The sequence below is a fragment of the Luteococcus sediminum genome, from assembly GCF_054783495.1.
This window is the reverse complement of sequence record NZ_BAAGQL010000049.1, coordinates 20,961-42,033: the sequence shown is the minus strand read 5'-3', so window position 1 is coordinate 42,033 and position 21,073 is coordinate 20,961. Positions and strand designations below refer to the sequence as shown.

The window sequence follows — 21,073 nt, the reverse complement described above, 5'->3', positions numbered from 1 at the left end:
AGGCCACTCGAGCACGTACGAGGGGCGTCGGGCACACACTGCAACGTGTGCCCGACGCCCCCTGCGTGTGCCTCAGGCCTCCACCGGCGCCGCGAACTGGGCCTGGTAGAGGTCGTGGTAGTGCCCCTTGGCCTCCAGCAGCTCGCGATGGGTGCCCTGTTCGACGATCGCGCCGTCCTCCATCACCAGGATCAGGTCGGCGTCGCGGATCGTGCTCAGCCGGTGCGCGATCACGAAGCTGGTCCGGTCGGTGCGCAGGTTGTTCATTGCCTGCTGCACCAGCACCTCGGTACGGGTGTCCACCGAGCTGGTGGCCTCGTCGAGAATCAGGATCGACGGCTCCGAGAGGAAGGCGCGGGCGATCGTGATCAGCTGTTTCTCGCCCACCGACACGTTCGAGCCCTCCTCGTCGATGACGGTGTCATAGCCGTCGGGCAGCGAGTGGACGAAGCGGTCGACATAGGCGGCCTTCGCGGCCTCGACGACCTCCTGCTCGGTGGCGCCCGGACGGCCATAGGCGATGTTCTCCCGGATGGTGCCGCCGAAGAGCCAGGTGTCCTGCAGCACCATGCCCATCTGGCCGCGCAGCTCGCCACGGGGGACGGTGGCGATGTCGACGCCGTCGATGGTGATCCTGCCGCCCTGCAGTTCGTAGAAGCGCATCAGCAGGTTGACCAGCGTCGTCTTGCCGGCACCGGTCGGCCCGACGATCGCAACCGTCTGGCCCGGCTCGGCCACCAGGTCCAACCCGTCGATCAGGGGACGTTCCGGCAGGTAGCGGAAACTCACGTCGTCGAAGACCACCCGACCGGCCAGCGGCGTGGGCAGCAAACCGGCCGCCTCGGCGGACTGCTCCGGCGCATCCAGCACCTGGAAGACGCGCTCGGCCGAGGCGACGCCCGACTGCAGCAGGTTCGACATGCTGGCCACCTGGGTGACCGGCTGGGTGAACATGCGGGAGTACTGGATGAAGGCGGTCACGTCGCCCAGGCGCATCGAGCCGCTGGCCACCTTGAGCCCGCCCAGGACTGCGATGGCCACATAGTTCAGGTTCCCGACGAAGAACATGACCGGCATGATGATGCCGCTGATGAACTGGGCGCCGAAGGCGCTTCGGTAGAGCCCGTCGTTGTGCTCGGCGAAGACCTCCTCCACCTCGCGCTGGCGGCCGAAGGTCTTGACCAGCGCATGGCCCGAGTAGGCCTCCTCGATGTGCCCGTTCAGCTCGCCGGTGGACTTCCACATCTGGGCGAAGAGCTTCTGCGAGCGCTTGCCGATGAAGCCGGCGAGCACCCCCGAGATGGGGATGATCAACAGCGTCACCAGGGCCAGCTGCCAGCTCACCCAGAACATCATCACCAGTACGCCCGCCAGCGTCAGCAGGGCATTGAGCAGCTGCGAGAGGGTCTGCTGCAGCGTCTGGGAGACATTGTCGATGTCATTGGTGACGCGGCTGAGCAGCTCACCGCGCGGCTGCTTGTCGAAATAGCTCAGCGGCAGTCGGTCGAGCTTGGCGCTGACCTCCTGGCGCATCCGGTAGATCGAGCGCTGCACGACGCCGTTGAGCAGCCAGCCCTGGGCGAGGCCGAGCAGGGAGCTGCCGACGAACAGGCCCAGGGCCAGCAGCAGCACACGGCCCAGGTGGTCGTAGTCGATGCCCTGGCCGATCACGACGCCCATCGTCTGCACCATGTCGGCCATGTCGCCCTGCCCGGCGGCGCGCATCTGGGCGATGACCGCCTCGGTCGGGGTGCCGGCCGGGACCCGCTGGCCCAATTGCTGGCCCAGCACACCGGCGAAGATGACGTCGGTGGCACGGCCCAGGATCTTGGGTCCCGCCACATTGGCGGCCACGCCGACGGCGGCCATCACCACCACCGAACCGATCAGGCGACGCTCGGGGCGCAGGTGGCCGAGCAGCCGACGCAGCGAGACGCCGAAGTTCACCGGCTTCTCGACCGTTCCACCCATGGCCATCGGGCCGTGGCCGTGGGCGCGGCCGGGGCCGTGCTTGGGCCGCGCCGGGGCGCTCTGTTCGTCCACGGCGGCCGCGGCGGCCTGGTCGGCATTGAGGGTGACGGCACCCTCGACCGCCTGGGGCAGCGGGCCCTCGGGCTCGGACATGGCGTGGCGGGGCGCGTCGAACTCAGCGTGACGGGGCACGTCGGGCATGGCGTGGCGCGGGGTGACGGGTTCGTTGCTGCTCATGCTGCCTCCTCGGCGCTCAGCTGGGAGTCGACGATCTCGACATAGGTGGGGCAGTTTGCCAGGAGCTCGTCATGGGTGCCGCGGCCCACAATGTGGCCGTCCTCCAGCACCAGGATCTGGTCGGCGCCGCGGATGGTGGAGACCCGCTGGGCGACCACGAGCACCGAGGCGTCTGCCACCTCGCGGGCCAGGGCGGCGCGCAGACGGGCGTCGGTGGCGACGTCGAGGGCGCTGAAGGAGTCGTCGAAGACGTAGATGCCGGGCTTCTTGACCAGCGCGCGGGCGATGGACAGTCGCTGTCGCTGCCCACCCGAGACATTGGTGCCGCCCTGGCTGACCGGGGCGTCGAGCTGGCCGTCCATGGCCCGGACGAAGTCCTCGGCCTGGGCGGTGCGCAGCGCCTCCCACAGCTCCTCGTCGGTGGCATCGGGCTTGCCATAGCGAAGGTTCGAGGCGACGGTGCCGGTGAACAGGTAGGGCTTCTGCGGCACCAGGCCGATCCGGGCCCACAGCGTGTCAGGGTCGAGCTCGCGCACGTCGACGCCGTCGACCAGCACCTGGCCGCCGGTGGCGTCGAACAGGCGCGGCACCAGGTTCACCAGGGTGGACTTGCCCGAACCGGTGGAGCCGATGATGGCGGTGGTGCGGCCCGGCTCCAGGGTGAAGTTGATCCCGCCCAGCACCGGGGACTCGGCGCCCGGGTAGGTGAACTCGACGTCGCGCATCTCCAGGGTGCCGCGGCCGGCCAGCTCGGTGACGCCCTCGGCCGGCGGCAGGACAGTGCTGTCGGTGGTGAGCACCTCCATGATGCGCCGGGCGCAGACAGCGGCGCGGGGCACGAAGAAGACCATCATCGTGGCCATCATCACGCTCATCAGGATCTGCATCAGGTAGGTGAGGAAGGCGGTCAGCTGGCCCACCTGGATGTGCCCGTCGGAGATGCGGTGCCCGCCGAACCACATGACGCCGATCGAACCCAGGTTCATGATCAGGGTCACGAAGGGGAAGAGGCTGGCCATGTGGCGCCCGACGCTGGTGGTGGTGCGGGTGAGGCTGGCATTGGCCTGGTCGAAGCGACGCGACTCGTGGGGCTCACGGACGAAGGCCCGCACCACGCGGATGCCGGTGATCTGCTCGCGCAGCACCCGGTTCAGGGTGTCGATGCGGGTCTGCTGCTGGGCGAACAGCGGGGTGACCCGGGCGATGATGATGCCGATGCCGATGCCCAGGGCCACGACGGCCGCCAGGATCAGCCAGCTCATGCCGGCGTCCTCGCGCACGGCCATGAAGACGCCGCCAACCATGGTGATCGGGGCGCTGATCATCATCACACAGGTCATCAGCACCAGCTGCTGCACCTGCTGCACGTCATTGGTGGTGCGGGTCAGCAGGGAGGGGGCGCCGAAGTGGCTGAGCTCCTGGGAGCTGAAGGCCAGGACCCGGTGGAAGACGGCATCGCGCACGTCACGCCCGAAGCCCATGGCAGCGCGGGCACCGAACCAGACGGCCGCCACCTGGGCCAGCACCTGCACCAGGCTGACGCCCAGCATCCAGTTGCCGTGGCTCCAGATGTAGCCGGTGTCGCCCTTGGCGATGCCCTGGTCGATGATCCGGGCATTCAGGTTGGGCAGGTAGAGCGAGGCGATCGTCGCCACCAGCTGCAGCAGCAGGACGGTGCCCACCAGCCCCAGGTAGGGCTTGATGTAGGTGTTGATGACTTTGATCAGCACGGGGATTCCTTGTCAGACGTGCATCGTGCGGGGGCCAGGCCGCCCAGCAGCAGCTCGGCGAGTTCTCGGGGGGTGGAACTCGGGTGGTGGGTGACGTGCGGGTGGGCGGTGGCGAAGGCCATCGAGCCCACCAGGGCCGCGGCCTCGTCCAGACCGCAGGCCAGGGCGTTGGCATCGGCGGCCAGGACGCGCGCGATGGCCTCCTGGAGCTGGCGCGAGTGCGCCTCGCTGCGCGCCTTGGCATCCGGGGAGTGGTGATGCCCGGGGCTGGTGAGCCCGTCGGCATCGGGCATCTGGAAGAGCGCAGTGAAGACGGCGCTCACGTCGTCGATGGCGCGCTGCATCCGTTCCAGGACCCGGGACACCCTGTCCACCAGGGGCAGCGAGCAATCGATGGCGTCCAGGTCCTCGCAGACATCGGTGGGGTCCATGGCGTCGCTGATCACGGCCTGCATGAGTTCGCGCTTGGTGTCGAAGATGCGAAAGAGGGTGCCCTCGGCAATTCCGGCAGCTTCGGCGACCTGCCGGGTGGTGAAGGTGCCTCCCCGTTCCAGCAGCAGGGGGCGGGCGGCGCGCAGGATGGCGGCCCGTCGCTGGTCCGGGGGGAGGGCTGGTGCTCGGGGTGTCACGGGCCAAAGGTAGTGAGTGAGCACTCACTCACCCAACTGGTCGTGGGGGATTTCCCAGCTGGTTGCCAGCAAGCCGATGCCCGGAGGTCAAGCAGCTCCTGAGCTCTGGGGCCAGACGGGCGAGTCGGCTCGTCATGCCGCGGCCGGCATGGTGAGCATCGTCACCATGCATGACTGAATCTCCCCGCGGTTGCGCCCCTTGGTGGACCCGAGGCCGCGGGCACAGGCCACCGAGCTCGAGCACGTCGCGGAAGTGGCGGCAGACGCCTTCATGGACGACCTGCCGGACGGGTGCAGCGTATGAGCAGCCTGCCGCCGGTCTTCTCGGCGATCGCACGCCAGCAGGGTCGCGGGGGATGGATCGACCTGGTCGAGCGGGACGGCCAAGTGGTCGGGGCCGCCCTGTGGAGCAACGGCAAGCCCTAGGACATGGGCCTGAGGGAGGTGCTCGACCCCGGCCTGCTGCGGCTGCTGGCCACCTGCGGGCTGCGCAGCGCCCTGCACCTGTGGGCGCAGGAACTGGAGATCACCCGGATGCACGAGCGCATGATCACCGGCGATCACCGCTATCTCGTGGTGCTGACCGTCCGCCCGAGCCACCAGGACCAGGGCGTGGCCTCCGAGCTCCTGCCCATCGGTCTGGGCAAGTGTGACGAACTGGGCATGCCCGCCTACCTGAAGACCAATGTGGAGGACAACGTGGCGCTCTACAGACGCCGGGACTTCGAGGTGGTCGAACAGGCCGACAACCATGGCTTCCCCACGTGGGGGATGGTGCGCCAGCCTGCGCGAGCCTGAGCGCGCGATCGCCGGGCAGGGATGAGGGGTGGTGCTGCGTACTGGAAACCGTCAGTTGGTGAATTCCGGTGCCGCCTCGTCGCGGCCGTCCTGGTCGTCGCGCGCCTGCGGGTCGTCGGACAGCTCGGGATTGCGGCCCTCGATGGTGTGCTCGGCGACGCGGTCGTGGCCGTTCTCCTGGTCGAGCCGGAAGGCAGTCTCGTCACCGGGACGGCGCTCGGCCGGTCGGTGGGACGGGTCGGCCGTCACGTCGTCGATTTCCGAGTGGTGGCCGGAACGGTCGCGCGGGTCGTCATCGCGGGCACCATCCTCGACGACGTATTCGGTCTCGACCACCTCGCGCTCGACGACGGTGTGCTCGACCCGGTCCTGGTGCGGGCGGTCGTCGCGGGCCAGGTCATCACGGGCCAGGTCATCACGGGCCAGGTCATCACGGGCGGGGTCCTGGCGGACGGTCTCGCGGATGATGACGTCGTCCTCCTGCACCTGCTGGCGGTCGCCGGTGACCACCCGCTGGTCCTCGGTCGCGGGCTGGCCGTCGACGCCGTGACGCTCCCGGTCGACCTGGTCGCCTTCCTCGACGACGCCTGCCTGGAGTCGGTCATTGTCACCATAGGGATTGACACTCATGGGTCCTCCTCAATTGGGCGGGCACCTGGTGCGCCCGCGCCGTGGGCCGATCACGTGTCGTGCTGAGGCCCACGCTAGGCAGCGGCCGAGGGCGGTGCCAAGGGCTTACGTGCTGGGCGAACAGGCCGCCATCCGGGCAGGCCGGCCTCGTCGCCGGTCAGGATAGGATCGAGCGGTGAGTGAGAAGATCCAAGACACTGCCGCCAACGCCCCCCAGGGGCCGTCCGTCTCGGAGCAGATGCAGGTGCGACGCGACAAGCGGTCCAGAATGCTCGAGCAGGGCAAGCAGGCCTACCCGGCCGACCTGCGCCGCAGCCACAGCCTGGCGGAGGTGCGCCAGGGTTGGGGTCACCTCGAGGCCGGTCAGGAGACCGACGAGGTCGTGACCATCGGCGGTCGCGTGGTCTTCATCCGCAACACCGGCAAGCTGGCCTTCGCCACGCTGCAGGATGGCTTCACCCACGACGACTCCGGCGAGCGCCTGCAGGTGATGCTGAGCCTCGCCGAGGTCGGCGAGCAGGGCCTGGCCGACTGGAAGGCGGAGGCCGACCTGGGCGACTTCGTCTGGGTGAAGGGCCGCGTGATCAGCTCCCGCCGCGGCGAGCTGTCGGTGATGGCCTGCGAGTGGCGGATGGCCTCCAAGGCCCTGCGCCCGCTCCCCACGCTCCACAAGGAGCTCAGCGAGGAGGCGCGCGTGCGACAGCGCTATGCCGACCTGGTGGTGCGCGAGGAGGCGCGCGAGATGGTGCGCACCCGTGCCGCGATCACCCAGGCCGTGCGGCGGGTCCTCGACGGCCAGGGCTTCCTCGAGGTGGAGACCCCCACCCTCCAGCTGGTGCACGGCGGCGCGGCCGCCCGCCCCTTCAGGACCCACCTCAATGCCTTCGACATCGACATGACGCTGCGCATCGCCCTCGAGCTCTACCTCAAGCGCGCCATGGTCGGTGGTGCGGACCGCGTCTACGAGATGGGCCGCATCTTCCGCAACGAGGGCATCGACTCCTCGCACTCGGCCGAGTTCACCATGCTCGAGGCGTACATGAGCTGGGGCGACCAGTTCACCATCGCCCAGGTGATCAAGGACGTCATCATGGCGGCCGCCGAGGCCACCGGCATCCACCAGATCGAAACCCCCGCCGGCACCATCGACCTGGACGGCGAGTGGAAGTGGCTCAGCTTCTACCCGGGCCTGTCGGAGGCGATCGGCGAGACCATCACCGTCCAGACCCCCGCCGAGCGGCTGGTGGAGCTGCTGGAGGAGCGCGAGATCGACCACGACCCGAAGTGGCCCGCTGGCAAGCTGGCGATGGAGCTCTTCGGCGAGGTCGTCGAGCCGACGCTGGTCAACCCCACCTTCGTGTGCGACTACCCGGCCATCGCCCAGCCGCTGGCCCGCCCGCACCGCAGCGAGCCCGGTCTGATCGAGGCCTGGGACCTCATCATCGGTGGCATGGAACGCGGCACCGGCTTCAGCGAGCTCATCGACCCGGTGGTGCAGCGCGAGGTGCTCACCGAGCAGTCACTGCTGGCCGCCGGTGGTGACCCCGAGGCGATGCAGCTCGACGAGGACTTCCTCGATGCGCTGGAGTTCGGCTGCCCGCCCATGGGGGGCCTCGGCCTGGGCATCGACCGCCTGGTGATGCTGTTCACCAATGCCGGCATCCGCGAGACGATCCTCTTCCCGCTGCTCAAGCCCCAGGGCTGAGGGTCCAGGCTGGCCGGGCGATCATTGCCCGGCCGGCTGGGCCGTTGAGGTGGTGGAAACTACTTCCACTGCGTGGCGATGCCGAAGGCAGCTGCCATCAGACCCATGCCGATCAGGATGTTCCAGTTGCCGAGCTCCCGCATGCCGGGCACCAGGTGGCCGGCCACGTAGAAGACCACCAGCCAGGCCACGCCCAGCAGGCCGATGATGCTGAAGGCCCACGGCACCCAGTTCACGCCCCCGGAGGGCGCGGCCAGTCGCTTGTCCTCGCGCCGCTGGGCGGCAAGCTCCTGCCGGTTCGCGGACTTCTTCTTGGCGGCGGTGTGCTGGCGGACCTTGGACTCGGGCAAGACACTTCTCCTGGTGGCGTCGAACGGCCGGGAGGTCGGCCGCTACGGGTAGCCTAGTCGACGCGCACCCACAGCCCCCGCGACGAGTCCGGTGCACCTGCCGGGCGACAGATGACGGGGCGGCGCACCCACGGGAGGACGCGATGGCAGCCGGCCAGGCCTGGCGACGGGCCGCCTCACGCGTGCGTCATGCCCGGCTGCGCCAGGCCAACCGCCCGATCAACCGCGCAACCCGGCTGGCCTCGATGCTGGTGGTGGTCAGCGCGGGCCTCATGATGGCCACCAGCGCCAACACCAGCGGCGGCACTGACCTGCGGCCCACCCGCAATGACGACCTGAACGCCCTCGTGCGCGCCCAGGCCGGGCGCAATGCGGAGCTGACCGAGCGCGTCGGCACCCTGCGGGAACAGGTGGACCTGGCCTCGGTTCCCGGGTCGGGGGACCAGCAGGTCACTGCCCGGCTCGACGAGGCCAGCCAGCTGGCCGGACTCACCCCCGTGAAGGGCCCGGCGGTCAGCGTCGAGCTCACCGACGCCCCCTTGAGCGTGAAGCCCGCCGGTGTGGACGAGGACCTGCTGGTGGTGCACCAGCAGGACATCCAGACCGTCGTCAATGCCCTGTGGGCGGGCGGGGCCGAGGCCATGACCATCCAGGGACAGCGCGTCACCTCGCTGACCGGCATCAAGTGCGTCGGCAACACGGTGGTGCTGCGCGGCGTGCCCTATGCCCCGCCCTATGTGGTGACCGCGATCGGCGACCAGGACCGCCTGGAGAAGGCACTGGCCGCAACGCCGGCCATTGGCGTCTACCAGCAGTACGTCGAGGCCTATGGGCTGGGCTGGAAGCAGCAGCGCCTCCGCGAGGTGACCATGCCCGGTTACAGCGGCGCGCTGGAACTGCACAGCGCCAGCACGGGGGGCTGAGCGGCCGACGCTGGCTCGATGGTCCCAGCCCGGGGACGCCGGGCAGTTCCCGCCGTGGCGTGCGGAAGAATGGGCCCATGGCCCGCATCCTCGTCGTCGACAACTACGACTCCTTCGTGCACAACATCGTGCAGTACCTGGCCCAGATCGGTGCCGAGGTGGAGGTCTGGCGCAATGACGATCCACGCTTCCGCCCGGAGGGCGTCTTCACCACCGACTGGGCCGACGGCTTCGACGGGGTCCTGCTCTCACCCGGTCCGGGCACGCCCGAGGCCGCCGGGGTCTGCATCGACGTGGTGCGGAACCTTGCCGGGCGGGTGCCGCTGTTCGGCGTCTGCCTGGGGCTGCAGGCGATGGCGGTGGCCTTCGGCGGCACCGTCGACCGCGCCCCGGAGTTGCTGCACGGCAAGGTGAGCGAGGTCTTCCACGAGCGGCAGGGCGTCTTCGCCGACCTGGACAGTCCGGTGTGCTGCACCCGCTACCACTCGCTGGCGATCGTGCCCGAGACGCTGCCCGACTGCCTGGAGGTGACCGCCCGCACCGCCACCGGCGTGATCATGGCGGTGCGGCACCGGGAGCTGGCGGTCGAGAGCGTGCAGTTCCACCCCGAGAGCGTCCTCACCGAGGGCGGCCACCAGATGCTGGGCCGGTGGCTCGCCGAGTGCGGCGACCTCGAGGCGCCCACACGCGCCGCCGGGCTCAGCCCACTGATGAACGTGGGCTGAGCCCGGCGTCTCGCGCAGTCACGTCCCAGGGCCGCAGTCCGGGGATCAGGGCGTCTGGGTGGGGGACGGCTCGGCGGTCTGGGTCGGCTCGTAGCGCCCCACGCCGATGGTCACCGTCGAACCCCGCTCTGCCTGGCCGCCAGCCGGGCTCTGGTCGACGACCTTGCCCTCCAGGTTCGGGTCGTTCACCGTCGAGCCGGAGACGGCCACGGTGAAGCCCGCGTCCTGCAGGGTCTTGGTGGCCACGGCGAGGGCCTGGTCGGTCACATTGGGCACCGGCAGGCTCTCCGAGGTCTCCTGGGCCGTCGGCGAGGCGGAGGCAGTGGCCGAGGGAGTCTGGGTGGGCTCCGGATCCCGGTAGCGGCCGACGATCAGCTGGACGGTGCTGCCACGCTCCACCCGCTTGCCGCCGGCCGGATTCTGCTCCAGCACCCGGCCGTCCTTGCCGGGCTCGGTGGTCTCGCGCTCGTTGACGGCCACCTCGAGTCCCAGTGTCTCCAGGGCAGAACGGGCCTCGTCCTGCGCCTGGTCGACGACCTTGGGCACGCGGACCTTGCCGGTGGCCAGGTAGACCTTGATGCCCTGCTTGGCCGACAGCACCACCTCGGCGCCGGAGGCCGGGTTGGAGGTGACCACCTCGCCCTTGTCCAGGTCGGGATGGTCGGCCTCCGCCTCGGCGGTGGCGTCGGCGAAAGTGATCCCGCTGCTCGCGAAGCCGGCGTCGACCAGCCGCTGGCGGGCCTGGTCACGCGAGAGCCCCACCAGGTCCGGCACCGTGACCGTCTTGGGACCGTCATTGATGGTGATCGTCACCGTCGAGCCCCTGCGGGCCTCCTTGCCGCCGGGCGGGTCCTGGTCGGTCACCTGGTTCTCGGTGGCGGCATCCCCGTTCACGTGCTGGGAGGTGACGCCGAAGCCCGCAGCCTTGAGGTCCGCGGTGGCGGCCTGCTCGTTCTGGCCCACCACCACCGGCACGGCCGCCATCTCGGGGTCGTCATTGGGGGTCAGCCACGCCCACAGCGTGAACCCGATCAGGGCCGCCAGCGCCAGTCCGAGGATGACCAGCACCCAGCCGACCAGGCTGCGGCGCCGGGGCTGCTCGTCCTCGACGGCAGTCAGTCCGGCCGTCTCGTCATCGACGGCCACAGCAGAGGGCGGGCTGACCGCGGTGCTGCCGCTGGCAGCCGACTCCGGCACCACGGCGGTCGCGGCCGTCGGCGGGCCGACCGGCGGCACCGGGGCCGGCAGCGGTGCGGTGACCTGCTGGCCGGCGAGCAGACGGGCGATGTCGTCACGCATCTCCCGGGCGCTCTGGTAGCGCTCGTCCGGGTCCTTGGCCAGGCTCTTGAGCACGATGGCGTCCATGGACGGCGTCAGCTGCGGGTCGAGCTGGCTCGGCGGCGCCGGAGCCTCGCGCACGTGCTGGTAGGCGACGCTCACCGGGGAGTCGCCGATGAAGGGCGGACGGCCCACCAGCAGCTCGTAGAGCAGGCAGCCGGCCGAGTAGATGTCGCTGCGGGCGTCGACGGTCTCGCCGCGGGCCTGCTCGGGCGACAGGTACTGGGCGGTGCCGATCACGGCGGCCGTCTGGGTCATGGTGGCCGAGGTGTCGGCGACGGCGCGGGCGATGCCGAAGTCCATCACCTTCACCTGGCCGCTGGGGGTCAGCATCACATTGGCAGGCTTGATGTCGCGGTGGACGATGCCGGCGCGATGGCTGTGGCCCAGGGCGTCCAGGACGCCACGGCTGAGCTCGAAGGCCTGCTCGGGCGGCAGGGCGGTGTGGGTCTGCAGGAGCTCACGCAGGGTGTCGCCCTCCACCAGCTCCATCACGATCCACGGCACGGCGATGGTGGTGCGGTCGTCGATCTCCTCGCCGGTGTCATAGGTGGAGACAATGTTCGGGTGGTTCAGGCCGGCCGCGGCCTGCGCCTCGCGACGGAAGCGCGCCTGGAAGGTGGGGTCCGTGGCCAGGTCGACGCGCAGTCGCTTGACGGCCACGTCGCGCCCGAGCCGGATGTCACGGGCGCGCCACACCTCGGCCATTCCGCCACGGCCGATGACCTCGTCGAGCTGGTACCGGCCTCCCAGGAGGGGACGATCCTGCGTCATCGCGAGCATCCTTTCGGTGGGACTGCGCCCTCGTGCGTCGCCGGCGGGGGCGCAGTCCATTCTTGGGGTCGAATCTGGCAGCTGGACGGTGTCTTGGCAACAGTCTGCGCGTGGCTCATCGCATGGACTCCACGACGGAGGCCAGCACCGGGCCGCCCAGGCGGCCACCGGCGATCTCGCTGCGCTGGATGCCGGCGTCCTCGATGAAGACCGCGATGGCCAGGTCAGGGTCCTTCGAGAAGCCGACGAACCAGGCATAGGGCGGGCGCTCGGGCGAGGTCTGCGCGGTGCCGGTCTTGCCACCCACCTCGACGCCGCTGATCGCGGCCCGCTGGCCAGTACCCTGCTCGACGACGTTGACCATCATCTGCTGCAGCTGCCGCGCATTGTCGGCACTCATGGCCCGGCCCAGGCGCTTGCCGTTGTTGCCGCTGAGCGTGGACAGGTCGGGATTGCGCACCTGCTCCACCAGGTAGGGCTGCATGACGCGTCCGTCATTGGCGATCGCGGCCGCGACGACGGCCATCTGCACCGGGGTGGCGGCGACGTCGAACTGGCCGATGGCACTCATCGCCGTCTGGGCGCGGTCAGGGCTGGCGGGGAAGCGGCTGGTGACGGGGTTGAGGTCGCCCTCCAGCGAGGAGTCGAAGCCGAACTTTTCGGCCTGGGCACGCAGCGCGTCGTCGCCCAGCTGCAGGCCGAGGTTGGCGAAGGCGGTGTTGCAGCTGACCTGCAGCGCCTTGTCGATGGTGGAGCTGCTGCCGCCGCAGTCGACCTCATTGGTCAGCTTCGTGCGGGTGTTGGGCAGGGTGAGCGAGGCGGGGGAGGAGACCGTGGACTGCGCTGTCATCCCCGACTCGAGGGCCGCGGCGGCGGTGACCAGCTTGAAGGTGGAGCCGGGCGGGTAGACCTCTCGGGTGGCGCGATTGGTCAGTGGGCGCGAGGGATCGGCGTTCAGCTTGGTCCAGGCCTTGCGGGCGCTGGCCAGGTCGGTGGTGGCCAGGCTGTTGGGGTCATGGCTGGGGCTGCTGACCATGGCCTTGACCGCGCCGGTCTTCCAGTCCAGGGCCACGACGGCGCCGGTGCGCTTGCCCAGCGCCTCGGCGGCGGCGCGCTGGGCGCGCGGGTCCAGGGTGGTCTGCAGCGAGGCCCCCTCTGGCTGGCTGCCGGTGAGGGTGTTCATGGCGCGGCGGAAGACCTGGCTGTCGTCGGTGCCGGCGAGCTGGGTGTTGTACTGCTGCTCCAGTCCGGAGCGGGCGAAGTCATAGGAGTACCAGCCGGTGGCGTGGGCGTAGAGCGGCCCGTCGGAATAGGTGCGGCTGTACTTGAAGCGTCCCTCGGAAGCCTTGGACTGGGCGATGGCCTTGTCGCCCACCATGATCGCGCCGCGCTTCATCGCGTACTCGGCATCGCGGGTGCGACGGTTGCGCGGGTCGGCATCGAGCTGGGCGTCGCGCACGACCGCCAGGTAGCTGGCATTGAGCAGCAGCGCCAGGAACATCACGGCGGTCACCATGGCGAGGCGACGGATCGGGCGGTTCATGCCTGCCCCCTGACTGCCGGGATCTCGATGGTGTCCTCGTTCTGCAGCTCCGCGCGAACCGTGCTGTGCGGGGTGACCGGTGGGCGTCGGGCCTGGTGGCTGATCACCAGCAGGATGGCGATGATCACCCAGTTGGCCACCATGGAGCTTCCGCCCTGGCTCATGAAGGGGGTGGTCAGGCCGGTCAGCGGCAGCAGCCGGGTGACGCCGCCGATGATGGCGAAGACCTGCAGGGCGAAGGTGAAGCCCAGGCCGCAGGCCAGCAGCTTGCCGAAGGCGTCGTGGGAGGCCAGCGCCATCCGCAGGCTGCGGGCCACGATCAGCGCATAGACCATGATGACGGCCATCAGGCCCAGCACGCCGAGCTCCTCGCCGATGGCGGCGGCGATGAAGTCGCTCTTGGCGAAGGTGGTCAGGCCGGGACGGCCCAGCCCCCAGCCGCGGCCGGTCAGCCCGCCCCAGGCGAAGCCGAACTGGGCCTGGATCACCTGGTAGTTGGCGTCATAGTTCTCGAAGGGGTGCAGCCAGGCACCCACTCGCACCCGCACGTGCCCGGCGAACTGGTAGGCCAGGGCGCCGCCCAGGCCGATCATCAGCAGCCCGAGCACCGCCCAGCCGGCCTTCTCGGTGGCGACGTAGAGCATCATCACGAACAGCCCGAAGAAGAGCATCGAGGTGCCCAGGTCGTTCTGGAAGACCAGCACGGCCAGGCTGGCCAGCCACATGATCAGGATCGGGCCCAGGTCGCGAAGCCGCGGGAAGTCGATGCCGGCGAAGCGCCGCCCGGCCAGGGCGAGGACCTCGCGGCGCTCGGTGAGGTAGGCGGCGAAGGCGATGGCCAGCACGATCTTGGCCACCTCGGCGGGCTGGAAGCTGTAGCCGGCCACGCTGATCCAGATCCGCGCACCGTACTGGGCCCGTCCCAGGCCGGGCACCAGCGGCAGCAGCAGCAGGAAGAGGCCGAGCAGGAAGAGCAGGTAGGGGAAGCGCTGCAACCGGCGGTGGTCGCGCAGGAAGACCACCACGGCCGTGAACAGGGCCATGCCGAGGATGGTCCACAGCAGCTGGGTGGAGGCGTCATGGCGCACCGGGTCGGGGATCTGGTCGATCCGGTGGATCATCGCCAGCCCCAGCCCGTTGAGCAGCAGGACGCAGGGCAGGATCAGCGGGTCGGCCCAGGCCAGGCGCCAGCGCACCACCACGTGCATCGCCACGCCCAGGCCGAACCAGATGGCGGCCACCACCGCGAAGTTCCCCGGCAGGTCGCCGTAGAGGTTCATCTCGGTCAGGGCCCAGCCGGCCAGGCCGAAGCAGAGCGCGAACAGGTCCATCAACAGCTCCACCGTGCGCCTGCGGCGGTAGACGAAGCGGTCCCCGGTGGGGGTGGCTGGCAGCTGGCTCATCAGCAGCCCTCCAGGTCGATCCCGCCGGACCCGGGCGAGGCGCTGGCGGTGGCGCTTGTCATGGCACTGGGCGTCGCATTCGGCGCCGGCGCCGTGCTGGCCGCAGGTGTCCCGCCCTGCCGGCGTCGCTCACGACAGGCCTCGGCGTGGGTGCGCAGCTCCCCGACCGTCCTGCGGGCGGCCTCCAGGCTGCTGACCGGGATGGTGGTGCGCACCTGCTGGCGGTAGAAGGTGGGCAGGTCGTCGACGCGCACACCGGAGCGTTCGGCCACCTCGCCCAGCTCGCGTCCCAGCAGGGAACCGGGCACTCCACGGAAGATCGCCACCTGCTGCTGGTCCTCGCCGACGAAGTACTGGGTGCGGCTCCACTGCCAGGCGCCCCACAGTCCGGCCCCGGCGAGCAGCAGGAGGGCCGTGGTGACCGCCAGCCCGGCCAGGACGGGACGCATCCGTCCCTCCTTCGGGGCATAGCGGCGCGCCTCCTGCTCGTCCAGGACGGCCAGGTCGGGGCCCTCCAGGACGCGTTCGTCGCTGGCCGCCGGCTCCGGCTTCAGGTCGCCCAGCGGCAGACCCTCGATGCCGACGAGGGTGTTCTCCTCGATCTCGGGCACCTCGGCATCGGCCGCGGCACCGACCAGCAGCGGGGCGGCGCCGTCCAGCGTGTCGTCGTGCGGGACGACATCGGCCAGGACGACCGTGATGTTGTCGGCACCCCCGCCGCGGTGGGCGGCGGCCACCAGCTGGGCCATCGCCTCGTCCAGGTCGGGGGTTCCGGTGAGGATGTCCTCGATGACGGCATCGGGCACGAAGCCGCACAGGCCGTCGGAGCAGAACAGCAGGCGGTCGTCCAGGGCCAGCTCGACGCGGTCGGTGTCGGGATCATTGCTGGTCTGGCCGTTGAGCACCTTGAGCAGCAGCGAGCGGTGGGGGTGGATCGCGGCCTCGTCCAGGCTGATCTTGCCTTCGTCCACCAGCGACTGCACCCACGAGTGGTCGTGGGTGAGGCGGTGCAGGCGGCCGGTGCGGGCCAGGTAGCCCCGCGAGTCGCCGATGTGCACCAGGCCCAGCGCGGAGCCGGTGAACAGGGCACCGCAGACCGTGGTACCCATCCCGTCCAGGGTCGGGTCGGCCTTGACCAGGTCGGCCAGCAGGTCATTGGCGCGGTGCAGAGCCCCCGCCAGCACGACGGGCGCGTCCTCGATGGTGTGGCTGGCATCGGCGCGCAGCATCTCGCGGACGGCGACGGTTGAGGCCAGGTCGCCGGCGGCGGCCCCACCCATCCCGTCGGCCACCAGCAGCATGGTGGGCGAGGCATAGGCGGAGTCCTGGTTGTTCTTGCGCACCAGACCCACCTCGGAGTGGGCGCGCACATCGAGGGAGAAGACCATCAGGCCTCCAACCGCAGTTGGGTGCGCCCGATGCGGATCACGTCACCGGGGCCCACCGTGGTGGCCTGTGTCACCTGCACGGCATTGACATGGGTGCCATTGGTGCTGTCCAGATCCTCCACAACCCAGGTGCCCTTCTCGCCCGGCATGATCCGGGCATGGCGGGCACTGGCGAAGTCGTCGTCGATCTGCACCGTCGCACTAGTGGCGCGGCCGATCGGCATGGTGCCCTCGAGCGGGTAGACCGCGCCGCGGGAACGGCCCTCGGTCACCACGAGGTGGCGGGCCACAGGGGTCTTCGAGCGCGCCTCGCGGCGGCGCCGGATCATGCCCAGGCGACCCTGGCGCACGGTGCGGCCGTCGGCGTCGACCTTCTCGCCGAAGATGTCGGTGCGGATGACGCCCGCGGCCAGCAGGATGAACAGCCAGAAGAAGGCCAGGAAGGCGATGCGGCACAGCAGGACCAGGATCTCCGACAAGGTCACGCACCCACTGGGGAGTGCACGAGCATGCGCGTCGATCCGATCTCGATGCGCGAACCGTCGTCCAACTGGGCGTGGGGCACCTTCGAGCCGTTGACCACGATGCCATTGGTGGAGCCGAGGTCCTCGATGGTGATCGCGATGTCGTCGCCGCTGCCACGCACGTGGATCTGCGCATGCCGACGCGAGACGCCCGGATCGTTGATCCGCAGGTCCGCCTCGGAGCCGCGCCCGATCAGCAGACCGGGAGCGGTGAGCGGGTGGCGCACGCCGTTGACCTCGAGGACCAGCGCCGAACGCCGGATCATCGTGGTGGAGGCGGGGCCGTCGGCCTGCTCGATGCCGGCCACGGCGGCGCTGGTCACGGTGAAACGACCGGTGGGCAGGTTCGGGGCCAGCTCATAGGCGATCGAGATGGGGCCGTTGAAGACGTAGTGGCGTTCGGCGGCGTGCTCGCGCAGCTCCGGGACGATCTCGCTGGTCAGCGTCTTGGAATAGGGCACCAGGTGGTCATAGTCGTGCTGGCTGAGCTGCACGGTGAACTCATTGGGCACCAGGCGCTTGTCACGGCTCAGCAGGGTCGCCTCGGCGTCGAGCTCGCGCTGCAGCCGCGCGGCGATCTCGACCGGCTGCACGTCGCCCTTGAAGGCGCGCGCGAAGACTCCGCTGACGGCACCTTCGATCCTGTTCTCGAAACGATCGAACAATCCCATCTGGCCCTCCTTCGGTCGGTGTTTTCCGCTGGTCCGTGGCCCTGGCCGGGTGCGCCCCGGGTGAGGACACGTGACCATGGCCCGTTCGATCCTACCGGCCCCAGCTGTGATGGCCGGCCAGCCTCGAGCCCGGGTCCAGCAATCGTCGCCGCACAGGGGGCCCGCACCCCATGGCGACGACGTCCCGCCATCCTTGGGGGCGGCGGGACGTCGTCGACGAGCGGGGTCGTCGTGGGGCCGTGCTCAGCCCAGCAGCTCGCGCAGGCGCTGCTCGGCCGGGGCCGGGGTGAAGCCGGCGGCGATGATCTTGTCGAGCACCAGCGCGCTGTGCGTCGGGCGCGGCGAGATCTGCTTGCCGGCGGCATATTCCTCGGTGCTCACCGGGGTGACGTCGTCGGCGCTCGCACCCACCATCTCGAAGACCGTCCTGGCGATGTCCGCCCAGCTGCTGACCTCGCCGGTGTTGGTGAGGTTGTAGGTGCCGTACTCGGCCCCCGTGCTGAGCAGATGGACGATGCCGGCGGCAAGGTCCTCGGTGAAGGTGAGGCGGCCGAACTGGTCGCTGACCACGGTGGGCTTGACGCCCTTCTTCGCAAGGTCCGCCATGATGCCGACAAAGTTCTTGCCCCCGCCGATCACCCAGCTGGTGCGCACGATGTAGTGCTCGGGCAGCGTGGCCACCAGCGCATCGCCGGCCGCCTTCGTCTGGCCGTAGACGCCCAGCGGGCTGAAGGCCTCGTCCTCGCGGTGCTCGGTGACCGTGCCGTCGAAGACATAGTCGGAGCTGACGTGCACCAGGCGGATGCGACGCTCGCGCGCCAGCTCCACCAGGTTCTGCACGGCCGTCACATTGGCGGCCCAGCAGTCACGCCGGCCCTGCTCGGTCTCGGCCACGTCCACCGCGGTGTAGGCCGCCGCATTGACGATGGTGCCCACCTGGTTCCAGTCGAAGGACTGCACGGCCTCGCGGTCGGTCAGGTCCAGTTCGGTGCGGTCCAGGCCCACGGCGTCGGGCAGCAGCGCCATCAGGCCCTGGCCCAGCTGGCCCTTGGCGCCCAGCACCACGGTCCGCTTCGCGGGCATCGGCGAGACATCGGCCAGGCGCGGGTGCGCCTTGTCGGCATCGCTGATCTCGGCCTGGTCCAGCGGGATCGGCCACTCGATGGCGGCGGTCTCGTCGGCCAGGTTGAGGTAGGTGTAGCTGGCCCGTGCCTCGGGGCTCCAGTGGTCGTTGACCAGATAGGTGTAGGCGGTGCCGTCCTCCAGCGCCTGGTAGCCATTGGCCACCCCGCGCGGGACGAAGACGGCCGTCTCCGGACCCATCTCCAGGGAGAACTTCGCGCCGAAGCTCTCCCCCTCGCGCAGGTCCACCCAAGCGCCCATGATGCGGCCGGTGGCCAGGCTGACGTACTTGTCCCACGGCTCGGCGTGCAGGCCACGAGTCGCACCCTTGGAGGTGTTGAAGCTCATGTTGTTCTGCACCGGGCCGAAGTCGGGCAGGCCCAGCTCCAGCATCTTCGCCCGCTGCCAGTTCTCCTTGAACCAGCCGCGGTTGTCGCCCGGCATGGGCAGGGTCAGCACGATCATCCCCGGGATCGGGGTGGTGCGTGCCTCAAGCCCCGCCATTCACTGACCTGCCTTCGCGTACTTGGCCTCGGTGGCCTCCTTCATCGGGCGCCACCAGGACTCGTTGTCCTTGTACCAGTCGATGGTGGCCTGCAGGCCGCTCTCGAAGTCCTCGTACTGCGGCTGCCAGCCCAGCTCGTCGACCAGCTTGGTGTTGTCGATGGCGTAACGCATGTCGTGGCCCGGACGGTCGGTCACGTGGTCGAAGTCGTCGGCCTGCTTGCCCATCATCGTGAGGATGAGCTGCATGACCTCGAGGTTGTTCTTCTCACCGTCGGAGCCGATCAGGTAGGTTTCACCGGAGCGGCCCTTCTCGATGATCTCCAGCACGGCGGAGTTGTGGTCGTCCACATGGATCCAGTCGCGCACGTTCTCGCCGGCCCCGTAGAGCTTCGGGCGAATCCCGCAGATCACATTGGTGATCTGGCGCGGGATGAACTTCTCGATGTGCTGGCGCGGGCCGTAGTTGTTCGAGCAGTTGCTCAGCGTCGCGGTGATGCCGAAGGAACGCACCCAGGCGCGCACCAGCAGGTCGGAGCCGGCCTTGGTGGAGCTGTAGGGGCTCGACGGGTTGTAGGGCGTGTGCTCGGTGAACTTCGCCGGATCGTCGAGCTCCAGGTCGCCGTAGACCTCGTCGGTGCTCACGTGGTGGAAGCGCTTGCCGTGCTTGCGCACCGCCTCCAGCAGCGTGTAGGTGCCGATCAGGTTGGTCTTGATGAAGGGCGACGGGTCGTTGAGCGAGTTGTCGTTGTGGCTCTCCGCGGCGAAGTGCACGACGACGTCGCTGGCCGCCACGAGACGCTCGACGAGCTGCGCGTCGCAGATGTCGCCCTCGACCAGCTCGAAGCGGTCGGCGGGCAGGCCGTCCAGGCTCGCGCGATTGCCTGCATAGGTCATGGCGTCAATGACGTTGACGACGTGGTCGGAGTGGGCCAGCAGGTGGTGCACGAAGTTGCTGCCGATGAACCCCGCTCCACCGGTGACAAGAATGTTGGACATGGCGTCGACCCTATCGGGCGGTTCCTGTGGCGGCGCCCAGAGCGGGCGGGGCCCGCAAGCCCAACAGGGACAGGGAAGGTGCCAGACTGGCGACATGCACGGAATCATTCTCGCCGGTGGGTCCGGTACCCGACTCCACCCGATCACGATGGCCAACAGCAAGCAGCTGGTGCCCGTCTACGACAAGCCGATGATCTACTACCCCCTGTCCACGCTGATCTTCGCTGGCATCAAGGACATCCTGGTCATCACCACGCCGCACGAGGCCGACGGCTTCAAGCGCCTGCTCGGTGACGGCTCGCAGTTCGGCGTCAACATCAGCTACGCCGTCCAGCCCGAACCCAAGGGCCTGGCACAGGCCTTCACCATCGGTGAGGACTTCGCCAAGGGCAACAAGGTCTGCCTCGTCCTGGGTGACAACATCTTCTACGGTGCCGGCCTGGGCACCCAGCTCAAGCGCTTCGAGAACATCGACGGTGCCGCCGTCTTCGCCTACTGGGTTGCAGAACCCGAGGCCTACGGCGTCGTCGAGTTCGACGACAACGGCACCGCGCTGTCGCTGGAGGAGAAGCCGAAGCAGCCCAAGAGCCACTACGCCGTCCCCGGCCTGTACTTCTACGACGAGGACGTCATCGAGATTGCCAAGTCGCTGGAGCCGTCGCCGCGTGGCGAGTACGAGATCACCGACGTGAACCGCATCTACCTGGAGCGCAAGAAGCTGCAGGTCGAGGTGCTGCCACGCGGCACCGCCTGGCTCGACACCGGAACCTTCGACTCGCTCAATGACGCCGGCAACTTCGTGCGCACCATCCAGGCCCGTCAGGGCCTGCAGGTGGGTTGCCCGGAGGAGGCCGCCTGGCGTCTGGGCTTCCTCAGCGACGACGAGCTGCGCGAGCGCGGGGAGAAGCTGGCCAAGTCCGGCTACGGCGACTACCTCGTCGGGCTGCTGGACAACCGCTGAAGACGCTGGGCATCGGCTGATGACGCGTGCTGGCCGCTTGGTCAGCACACCATCAGATTCCAGAAGCCCCGGAGAACTTCTCCGGGCCCCCGCCCACACCCTGATCCCCTGAACTCCACCCGGTCCCCGAGCCCCAACCCCGGTCCCC

General features: G+C 69.5%; 19 protein-coding genes. 6 read left to right on the top strand and 13 right to left on the bottom strand.

From position 1 onward, the window contains the following. Positions 1-72 precede the first annotated feature (72 nt). Genes ACYVKA_RS15285 through ACYVKA_RS15275 form a run of 3 tightly spaced genes read right to left on the bottom strand, consistent with a single transcriptional unit; the run spans position 73 to position 4,567 of the window. A complete protein-coding gene (locus ACYVKA_RS15285; protein WP_460706729.1) occupies positions 73-2,208 on the bottom strand; it encodes an ABC transporter ATP-binding protein in 2,136 nt (711 codons plus the stop codon). Further along, positions 2,205-3,938: an ABC transporter ATP-binding protein gene (locus ACYVKA_RS15280; protein ID WP_460706728.1), complete on the bottom strand. Its 1,734-nt coding sequence runs from the start codon at positions 3,936-3,938 to the stop codon at positions 2,205-2,207. Before ACYVKA_RS15280 ends, ACYVKA_RS15285 begins: the two co-directional genes overlap by 4 nt. Beyond that, a complete protein-coding gene (locus ACYVKA_RS15275) occupies positions 3,932-4,567 on the bottom strand; it encodes a TetR/AcrR family transcriptional regulator (protein WP_460706726.1) in 636 nt (211 codons plus the stop codon). Before ACYVKA_RS15275 ends, ACYVKA_RS15280 begins: the two co-directional genes overlap by 7 nt. A 300-nt stretch (positions 4,568-4,867) precedes the next feature. Here ACYVKA_RS15275 and ACYVKA_RS15270 point away from each other — a divergent pair, with 300 nt between their 5' ends. Together ACYVKA_RS15270 and ACYVKA_RS15265 are read left to right on the top strand one after the other, a co-directional pair. Next, complete coding sequence (locus tag ACYVKA_RS15270; RefSeq protein ID WP_460706724.1) at positions 4,868-4,993, top strand: hypothetical protein; 126 nt, start codon at positions 4,868-4,870, stop codon at positions 4,991-4,993. A gap of 3 nt (positions 4,994-4,996) precedes the next feature. Then, positions 4,997-5,365 carry a GNAT family N-acetyltransferase gene (locus ACYVKA_RS15265; protein ID WP_460706722.1) on the top strand — a complete coding sequence of 123 codons (369 nt, stop codon included), beginning with the start codon at positions 4,997-4,999 and terminating at the stop codon, positions 5,363-5,365. A gap of 51 nt (positions 5,366-5,416) precedes the next feature. Here the strand turns inward: ACYVKA_RS15265 and ACYVKA_RS15260 are convergent, their stop codons facing one another. After that, positions 5,417-5,995, bottom strand: a complete 579-nt coding sequence (locus ACYVKA_RS15260) for a hypothetical protein (protein WP_460706720.1) — start codon at positions 5,993-5,995, stop codon at positions 5,417-5,419. 238 nt (positions 5,996-6,233) lie between these two features. Here ACYVKA_RS15260 and lysS point away from each other — a divergent pair, with 238 nt between their 5' ends. Beyond that, positions 6,234-7,700, top strand: coding sequence for a lysine--tRNA ligase (gene lysS, locus ACYVKA_RS15255; protein WP_460706761.1), 1,467 nt, complete (start codon positions 6,234-6,236; stop codon positions 7,698-7,700). A 59-nt stretch (positions 7,701-7,759) separates the two neighbouring features. Here lysS and ACYVKA_RS15250 read toward each other — a convergent pair whose 3' ends face one another. Beyond that, on the bottom strand, positions 7,760-8,050 hold the full coding sequence (locus ACYVKA_RS15250; RefSeq protein ID WP_394277287.1) for a cell division protein CrgA: 291 nt from the start codon (positions 8,048-8,050) through the stop codon (positions 7,760-7,762). Between the two features lie 143 nt (positions 8,051-8,193). Here ACYVKA_RS15250 and ACYVKA_RS15245 point away from each other — a divergent pair, with 143 nt between their 5' ends. Further along, a complete protein-coding gene (locus ACYVKA_RS15245) occupies positions 8,194-8,973 on the top strand; it encodes a DUF881 domain-containing protein (protein ID WP_460706718.1) in 780 nt (259 codons plus the stop codon). 77 nt (positions 8,974-9,050) lie between these two features. Then, the gene (locus ACYVKA_RS15240) at positions 9,051-9,698 is read left to right on the top strand and encodes an aminodeoxychorismate/anthranilate synthase component II (RefSeq protein ID WP_460706716.1); all 648 of its coding nucleotides are present in this window, start codon (positions 9,051-9,053) and stop codon (positions 9,696-9,698) included. A 45-nt stretch (positions 9,699-9,743) separates the two neighbouring features. Here ACYVKA_RS15240 and pknB read toward each other — a convergent pair whose 3' ends face one another. The 8 genes from pknB to rfbB form a co-directional block, all read right to left on the bottom strand. Then, positions 9,744-11,810: a Stk1 family PASTA domain-containing Ser/Thr kinase gene (gene pknB, locus ACYVKA_RS15235; protein ID WP_460706714.1), complete on the bottom strand. Its 2,067-nt coding sequence runs from the start codon at positions 11,808-11,810 to the stop codon at positions 9,744-9,746. Positions 11,811-11,925: 115 nt separating this feature from the next. Then, complete coding sequence (locus ACYVKA_RS15230) at positions 11,926-13,353, bottom strand: peptidoglycan D,D-transpeptidase FtsI family protein (protein WP_394274904.1); 1,428 nt, start codon at positions 13,351-13,353, stop codon at positions 11,926-11,928. Beyond that, the gene (locus ACYVKA_RS15225) at positions 13,350-14,756 is read right to left on the bottom strand and encodes an FtsW/RodA/SpoVE family cell cycle protein (RefSeq protein WP_460706712.1); all 1,407 of its coding nucleotides are present in this window, start codon (positions 14,754-14,756) and stop codon (positions 13,350-13,352) included. Before ACYVKA_RS15225 ends, ACYVKA_RS15230 begins: the two co-directional genes overlap by 4 nt. Then, positions 14,756-16,057 carry a PP2C family protein-serine/threonine phosphatase gene (locus ACYVKA_RS15220; protein ID WP_460706759.1) on the bottom strand — a complete coding sequence of 434 codons (1,302 nt, stop codon included), beginning with the start codon at positions 16,055-16,057 and terminating at the stop codon, positions 14,756-14,758. The genes ACYVKA_RS15225 and ACYVKA_RS15220 overlap by 1 nt, the downstream gene beginning before the upstream one ends. A gap of 86 nt (positions 16,058-16,143) precedes the next feature. Next, complete coding sequence (locus ACYVKA_RS15215) at positions 16,144-16,629, bottom strand: FHA domain-containing protein FhaB/FipA (RefSeq protein WP_460706710.1); 486 nt, start codon at positions 16,627-16,629, stop codon at positions 16,144-16,146. Continuing rightward, positions 16,626-17,339, bottom strand: a complete 714-nt coding sequence (locus ACYVKA_RS15210) for an FhaA domain-containing protein (RefSeq protein ID WP_460706708.1) — start codon at positions 17,337-17,339, stop codon at positions 16,626-16,628. The genes ACYVKA_RS15215 and ACYVKA_RS15210 overlap by 4 nt, the downstream gene beginning before the upstream one ends. Before the next feature lie 243 nt (positions 17,340-17,582). Next, on the bottom strand, positions 17,583-18,965 hold the full coding sequence (locus ACYVKA_RS15205; protein ID WP_394274909.1) for a sugar nucleotide-binding protein: 1,383 nt from the start codon (positions 18,963-18,965) through the stop codon (positions 17,583-17,585). Beyond that, positions 18,966-19,964 carry a dTDP-glucose 4,6-dehydratase gene (gene rfbB, locus ACYVKA_RS15200; protein WP_460706706.1) on the bottom strand — a complete coding sequence of 333 codons (999 nt, stop codon included), beginning with the start codon at positions 19,962-19,964 and terminating at the stop codon, positions 18,966-18,968. It lies immediately after the preceding gene. 94 nt (positions 19,965-20,058) lie between these two features. On the opposite strand from rfbB, the gene rfbA reads away from it, so the two are divergent. After that, complete coding sequence (gene rfbA / locus ACYVKA_RS15195; RefSeq protein WP_394274911.1) at positions 20,059-20,925, top strand: glucose-1-phosphate thymidylyltransferase RfbA; 867 nt, start codon at positions 20,059-20,061, stop codon at positions 20,923-20,925. The last annotated feature ends 148 nt before the right edge of the window (positions 20,926-21,073 follow it).